Below are 6,832 nucleotides of genomic sequence, written 5' to 3'. Positions count from 1 at the left end.
TCGGCAGGTCTGGCATCATCGGGATCGCCTCCAGGATGTGTAGTTATAGCCAGTTTAGTCCGAAACGGCAAGGACGTACAGCGTCGCCCCGAGGGCACGCCGACTCCCGGGGGAACAGCGGGCAAGGCGAGACCCAGCAGCGACATCGTCGCGATGCGGCTCGCTGACCGCCCCCAGGAAAGCGGCGTGCCGGACAGGGCGGCTTGAAGGGCAATGAAAGCAGAGGAGCGCCATCCCATCCGGGATGACGCTCCTCTGCTCAAAATTATTTGAAGTTTTTCAGTGCCCTCGCTTTCTAGCGAATGGTGTTTTTTGTTTCATCGCGTAGCGGACTAATAAGCGAGGTGAGACAACTATGTTATCTGTACATCAAGTCCGGTTCGACTACGACCAGCAACCGCTATTTGACAGCGTCTCGTTCGACGTGTCAACAGGCGAACGGGCCGTCTTGTTCGGCCAAAACGGGTCAGGGAAGACGACGTTGTTCAAATTGCTCGTCGGTGAACTGAGCCCTCAGGCCGGTCGAATCGAAGTAGCAGGAAAAGTCGGTGTCGTCGAACAGACCGTGTTCGTTGGGGATGGGACGACGCTCGCGTACGTCATGAAAGGTGACGGCGAACGGTTCCGTTTGTACGAAGAAGTCACATCAGGCGACACGGAGCGCGTGCTTGCGGTGTATGACGAGGCGATGGCGTGTGACGCTTTTGGACTCGAGGCCGAGGCAAACCAAGCGTTGAAACGAATCGGCATGGACGAAATGGGATTAAGACGGCTTTCTGACTTGAGCGGCGGCGAACAGACGCGGGCACAATTGGCCCGGCTTATGATGTGTCACGTCGACGTCGTCTTGCTCGACGAGCCGACGAATCATCTCGACGTCGACTCGATCGACTGGCTGACGCGCTGGGTGCGTGAGTTTCCGGGCACGGTGCTCGCCATCTCCCACGACCGCCAGTTCATCGATGACGTCGCAACGGTCATCCTTGAACTGAGTGACGGCGAGGTCGTCCGCTATCCGGGCAACTATAGCGCCTATAAGCAGCAAAAAGCCGAGGAACGGGTGCGTGACGAGCGGGCCCACGCGCGCTATGTGGCGCGCAAGTCGGAACTGCTCGATATGATCGCCCAGTACAAAGGCTGGCACTTGAAGGCGAAAGCGACGGCGAGCGTCCGCAGTCCCGGTGCCCAGAAAGGAGCGGCGAACCTTGCCGTCAAGATGAAAGCAAGGGAACGAAAACTCGACCAGCTCGAACAAGGGCGTCCCGACAAACCGAAAGACGCGGCTCGCGTTTCGGTCCGCTTCCAAGCGGAACCGCTTGAGGCAAAGACATGGATCACGGTCGAGAACGTCGCGTTCGGATATGACGAGCCGTTGTTCGAGCATCTTTCGTTCACGTTCAATCGGGGCGACCGTCTGTCGATCGTCGGACCGAACGGGAGCGGCAAGACGACGCTGTTGAAGCTGCTTTTAGGGCAGCTTGAGCCAAACGAGGGTGCTGTGCATCGCCATCCGAAACTGAAAATCGGCTACTTCTCACAGACGCTCGAGCGGTTGCCCGAGGATGGGACGCTGCTTGACGCACTATTATCCGCGAGCGACATTCCGGAGACGGAAGCGCGGACGCTCCTGGCCCATTTCTTGTTCCGTCGTGACGACGTCTATAAACCGATGCGTGAGGCGAGCATGGGCGAGAAGTGTCGGATCGCATTCCTCATCCTTTATTTCTCGGACGCAGACATGCTCGCGCTCGATGAACCGACGAACTATTTAGACGTCGCGACACGCGAACAGATCGAGGCGGCCTTATCGATCTACCGGGGCGGTCTCATCCTCATCTCGCACGACCGGACGTTCCATCAGCTGACGGACCGGACGATCGAGCTCGGCGAGACGGTGCGGATTTTAGAAGCCGGACAAGACACGCCCCCCATCGACGTCGAAGCGACGATTCAGACGCTCGAGGCGCTGACGAGCGACGAACAAAAATTTGTCGACGAGGCAGGAAACGTGAAGCCGTTTGACGAATCGGAACAAATGAGACGAAACGAGTAGGAGTGGAGAATAATGAAGGAAGAAGTTCGGTCATCACGGGCCGCGTCAAGGAAACGAAAACGGTTGTTACGGTTAGCGACGGCGGTCTTGTTGATCGCTTCATTGATCGGTGTCATCGCGTTCGCGGCGTACATCGATTCGCAAAAGCAGACGGCGCTGCCTGAGTCGGACAATATCTCGACAAAAGAAGTCGATAGCGGGACAGAGGCGGAACCTGAAGAGGAAGCGACTGAAGAAGAGCCGAGTGAGAACGTCGTCTACATCGCGACACCGTACACGAAAGTGTATGCCGATGATCGTGTGACCGTTCTATATGAGGCGGATCTTGGAGACCGGTTCGAACGGCTCGAAGCAGTCAGTGGATTCGTCAAACTTCAGTTGAACGAGCGGACGACCGGATGGGTGACGGAAGCGCGTGTGACCGAGGAAGCGACTAGCGTCTCGGACGATGAGGTGGAACAGGCGTGGCAAACGGTCGTGCCGACGGCTTCAGCGTCTGCCTTGGACTGGCTCGGACAAGACGTAGCGACGGTCCGGTCGACACTCGGGGCACCGGCGTCCGTCCAGCGCGACCAAGTGAACGAGTACCACTTTTATAACGGCTTCTTTTTAATGGTGCGTGACCAACGAGTGAAAGCGATCGATTGGGACCGTCAGACGGCCGTGACGCCTGAACTTGAGGCGTCGAGCGCCCAAAGTGCGGGCAGCTGGTATGACGGGGAGACGCTTCAATTGAAGCTGTTCCCGTATAACGGGGTCATGCGGGTCCGAATCGAACAAAAATAAGTGCTGGCGTCGAGAGGGTGCATCCTGTCGGCGCTTCTTTTTTCAATTTCATTCAAACGAACATTTGAATGATAGGGAGAAAAGGGATATAATGAAAGAAGAGAGGAGCGATGACGCATGGAACAACATGATCATGGCCACGAAGGCCACCACCACACAACGAATCAACGAGCATTACTGCTAGCATTTCTGTTGATCGTCACGTTCATGGTCGTCGAAGTCATCGGCGGTCTGTGGACGAACAGCCTAGCGCTCTTATCGGATGCGGGGCACATGCTCGGCGACGCGGCAGCGCTCGGGCTCAGTTTCTTGGCGGTCCGGTTCGGCGCCCGGAAGGCGACACCGAACCAGACGTTCGGGTACCGCCGCTTTGAGATTTTGGCGGCGTTCGTCAACGGATTGACGCTCCTTGTCATCTCAGGTTATATCATCATCGAGGCGTATAAGCGCTTGTTCGCGCCACCAGAGATTTTAAGCGGCGGCATGCTCGCCATCGCCGTCATCGGGTTGCTCGTCAACGTGCTCGCGGCGTGGATCTTGATGCGCGGCGAGCGGGACAACTTGAACGTCCGGAGCGCGCTCCTGCACGTGTTCGGAGACTTGCTCGGATCGGTCGGGGCCATCACAGCGGCGCTGCTCATTCTAATGTTCGGGTGGACGCTCGCTGATCCGATCGCCAGTATGTTCGTCGCACTCCTCATCTTGGTGAGCGGGTACCGCGTGACCCGGGACGCCGTCCATATTTTGATGGAAGGGGCGCCTGACAAAGTCGACGTCGTGGCGATGCAGCGTGACCTTGCGACCGTCGAAGGCGTCAAAGAAGTGCATGACCTCCACGTCTGGTCGATCACGTCTGAGGAGTACGCCGTCACGTGCCACGTGTTGATCGATAAAACGACAGATGATCAACGCGTGCTGCACGATGTGACGGAGCGGATGAAGCAGTATGGGTCGTTCGGTCGTTCGACCGTTCAAATCGAACGGGAGACGGCACACTGCGAGGAACGAACGATCTGGTAAACGCACGAGCGGTCCCTGACAAGAGTCGGGGACCGCTTTTGTTATGGTTTCAGGACGACTTTGACGCAGTCGTCTGCAAACATAAAATAGGGACTCACAAAGGAGTCCCGGTGCCCGCGATGTCGATGACGACGATCTCGGGTGGATTGAAGATACGCGGTACGCTGACTGTGTAGTTGAAGCCGCGGCCGATGATATGGGTAAACGAATCGTGTTCATACAGGCCACCCGCATATTTTGGGAAGAAGCCTTGGTCAGGCGCGTAAAGCCCGTTCAACAGATAAGGGATACGGACCTGGCCGCCATGGGCGTGGCCCGACAAGACGAGGTCAAACGGAAGCTCGGCGTACGTCTCGACTTGTTCCGCCCGGTGGGACAAGAGCAGGCTGAACGTGTCGTCCGTTTCGACGTCGTCAAGTGCCGTCAAGACGTCTTGCTCCCAGTTCCCGTATATGTTTTCGGCGTACGTGCGAAGCGGGTCCTCGACGCCGCCGATGATGAGCTCGACCCCGTTGACCGTCACGGTCTCGGCTTCGTTCTCGAGCACGATCACACCAAACGAACGAAACACGTCTTTGACGTCGTGCCGGACGAAATCACTTGATTCATCAATTTCATGGTTGCCGGTGACGAAATACATCGGGGCGATCCCTTGTAGCCCTTCGATCAGTTCGAAAGCGGCGTCTGGTGAGCGGTATCGGTCGAGCAAATCACCGGGAAGCGCGATCAAGTCAGGTTGCTGCTCACGAACTTTCTCAATCAGATTTTTTTGGTCCTCGCCATACGAATAGCCGTGCAAATCCGAGAGGAGGATGACGCGTAACGATTGACCAGTTTCGAGCTTATCGGTCGTCAGCTCGTACTCTCTAATCGTCAGCCCGTTGTAAAGAGCGGCGAACAGAAAGACGACCACGATGGCGAACGTGATGTACTTTCGTTTTCCTTTTAGCATCGTGTCCCTCCTCGGTCGGATGTTTGTCTCTTCATTCTACTCTGTTAATAGGTATGGACGCAAAAAAAAGCCCGCTCATATTGGAGCGGGCGGGAGATTAGGCGACGTTTGTCGTCAATTTGACGTCGACGTTGCCGCGTGTCGCTTTCGAGTACGGGCACACTTGGTGCGCTGCTTCGACGAGACGCTCAGCAGTTGCTTGGTCGACACCTTTGATTTCGACTTCGAGCTCGACCGAGATGAAGAAACCTTCGTCGTTCTGGTTGAGTGTGACGTGGCCAGTGACGCTCGTGCCATCTGTCTTGACGCGCTCTTTACCGATGACGAGGTTCAACGCGCTGCCAAAGCAAGCTGCGTATCCGGCTGCGAACAATTGCTCAGGGTTCGTCGACTCTTCTGCTTGTTTCGCTCCTGGCATCGCGACGCTCAAGTCGATGACGCCGTCCGTAGATGTGACGCGACCTTCGCGGCCACCGAGAGCTGTTGCTGAAGCTGTGAATAGTGGTTTCATAATTTAATTCCTCCGTTTCGTTTTTAACAATTAAGTTGTGCACAATCTAATTATAGGGCAGTCAAACAGATATTCAAGTGATATGCTTGACCTAAGACTTTAGCCGGAGGAATTTATATGAAAAGTTCGTTAACATTAGAGCATCAGATTTGCTTTCAGCTCTACACCGCCTCAAAAGAATTGACACGTTTGTATCGGCCGATCTTAGCGCCGCTCAAACTCACATATAGCCAGTATTTGGTCATGCTCGTTTTATGGGAAGAAGATCACATCGATTTGAAACAGCTCGGGGAACGGTTAACGCTTGATTCGGGTACGCTGTCACCGCTCATCAAACGGTTGACCCAGCTCGGGTATGTGGAGAAAGTTCGGGCGACCGAGGATGAGCGCCGGGTGTTGGTGTCGCTCACTGCGTCGGGCAGCGCACTGCGTGAGCAGGCCGAGGACGTGCCAGTCAAAGTGAGTGGTATGCTAAATATAGACGAAGCGACTTATTTCGCTTATATGGAGATGCTTATCGATATCAAATCGCGTCTGCGTGAATTCGGTGAGCAACAGGGCTAGGTTCTCACGAAAGGAGACGATATGTTTCGTAAACTGTTTATTCTATTGATCGGGATTGGTCTATATACGGCTTGGAACTATGAGGTGCCGAACGTATCGGCGCCGACGAGCGTCCAGGTGCAGTCGACGGAAGTGGTGGAAGAGGGCGTCGCGACCGACGCCCCGCAGTTCGCGAGCCAATATACCGGTCACGACTGGTATTTGCTCGAGAAAAATGGCGACCGGACGCTTGAGCTCGTCGACGAGGATGGTGCCAAAAAAGGGCAATACCAATTCGAGTCGGGCAGTACGTTCGAAGGGCTCGTCCTTGATCAGACGACACGACAACAAGTCGAGAACATCGGCTTCGACGAAGTGAAGTCTTATGATAAAGGGTTGAAACGTTACTTGATCCCGGACGATCCTTCGTTCTCGGTCTATGCGATGAACGGCAATTACGTCACGATGTTCTTTGACCAACATGACGAAGACAAGCTGAAAGGCATCCTTTCGGTTGAACGGAGCGTCGAGGAGTCGAGCGCCGGGTATTATGGAGACGTCTCGGCCGAGAGCATCGTGTCCAACGAGACGCTCATGCGTATGCTCATGAACTGGGACCGTCAAAAGTTTGGGTTATCCGCACTCGCTGACTATGAGCCGCTGCTCCCGGTCGTCCGGGCGCATAGTGAGAACATGGCAGTGAACAACTTCTTCAGCCACATCGACCCCGAAGGACGCGACCCGTTCGAACGGATGAATGAGGCCGGACTTGCCTACTCGCTCGCCGGGGAGAACTTGGCGATGGGGCAGATGAGCGTCTTTCACGCTCACTGGGGGCTGATGAACTCGCTCGGTCACCGCGAGAATATCTTGAAGCGGGACTTCACGCACGCCTCGGTCGGCCTCGTCTATAATGACGACAACAGCCCGTTCTATACGATCAACTTCATCACGCCGCGATAAAAGG

The 6,832-nt window shown here is 55.6% G+C and carries 7 protein-coding genes; 5 read left to right on the top strand and 2 right to left on the bottom strand.

What is annotated here, in order from left to right:
* Nucleotides 1-355: 355 nt before the first annotated feature.
* From abc-f to EVJ28_RS10680, 3 genes are all read left to right on the top strand, one after another.
* Complete coding sequence (abc-f, locus tag EVJ28_RS10690; RefSeq protein WP_131469678.1) at nucleotides 356-2,053, top strand: ribosomal protection-like ABC-F family protein; 1,698 nt, start codon at nucleotides 356-358, stop codon at nucleotides 2,051-2,053.
* A 12-nt stretch (nucleotides 2,054-2,065) separates the two neighbouring features.
* Nucleotides 2,066-2,839 (top strand): hypothetical protein, encoded by a 774-nt coding sequence (locus EVJ28_RS10685; protein ID WP_131488895.1) that lies wholly within the window; start codon nucleotides 2,066-2,068, stop codon nucleotides 2,837-2,839.
* Nucleotides 2,840-2,956: 117 nt separating this feature from the next.
* Nucleotides 2,957-3,859, top strand: a complete 903-nt coding sequence (locus EVJ28_RS10680; RefSeq protein WP_131457510.1) for a cation diffusion facilitator family transporter — start codon at nucleotides 2,957-2,959, stop codon at nucleotides 3,857-3,859.
* A 94-nt stretch (nucleotides 3,860-3,953) separates the two neighbouring features.
* On the opposite strand, the gene EVJ28_RS10675 is transcribed toward EVJ28_RS10680, so the two are convergent.
* Together EVJ28_RS10675 and EVJ28_RS10670 are read right to left on the bottom strand one after the other, a co-directional pair.
* On the bottom strand, nucleotides 3,954-4,811 hold the full coding sequence (locus EVJ28_RS10675; RefSeq protein ID WP_131457508.1) for a metallophosphoesterase: 858 nt from the start codon (nucleotides 4,809-4,811) through the stop codon (nucleotides 3,954-3,956).
* Between the two features lie 97 nt (nucleotides 4,812-4,908).
* Nucleotides 4,909-5,322, bottom strand: a complete 414-nt coding sequence (locus EVJ28_RS10670) for an organic hydroperoxide resistance protein (protein ID WP_131457506.1) — start codon at nucleotides 5,320-5,322, stop codon at nucleotides 4,909-4,911.
* Nucleotides 5,323-5,439: 117 nt separating this feature from the next.
* On the opposite strand from EVJ28_RS10670, the gene EVJ28_RS10665 reads away from it, so the two are divergent.
* Nucleotides 5,440-5,886 (top strand): MarR family winged helix-turn-helix transcriptional regulator, encoded by a 447-nt coding sequence (locus EVJ28_RS10665; protein WP_131469675.1) that lies wholly within the window; start codon nucleotides 5,440-5,442, stop codon nucleotides 5,884-5,886.
* Nucleotides 5,887-5,907: 21 nt separating this feature from the next.
* Nucleotides 5,908-6,828: a CAP domain-containing protein gene (locus EVJ28_RS10660; protein WP_131469674.1), complete on the top strand. Its 921-nt coding sequence runs from the start codon at nucleotides 5,908-5,910 to the stop codon at nucleotides 6,826-6,828.
* Nucleotides 6,829-6,832 lie beyond the last annotated feature (4 nt).

Source organism: Exiguobacterium sp. SH3S3 (assembly GCF_004337115.1).
Taxonomy (GTDB): domain Bacteria; phylum Bacillota; class Bacilli; order Exiguobacteriales; family Exiguobacteriaceae; genus Exiguobacterium; species Exiguobacterium aurantiacum_A.
This window is presented reverse-complemented; position numbering and strand designations above follow the sequence as displayed.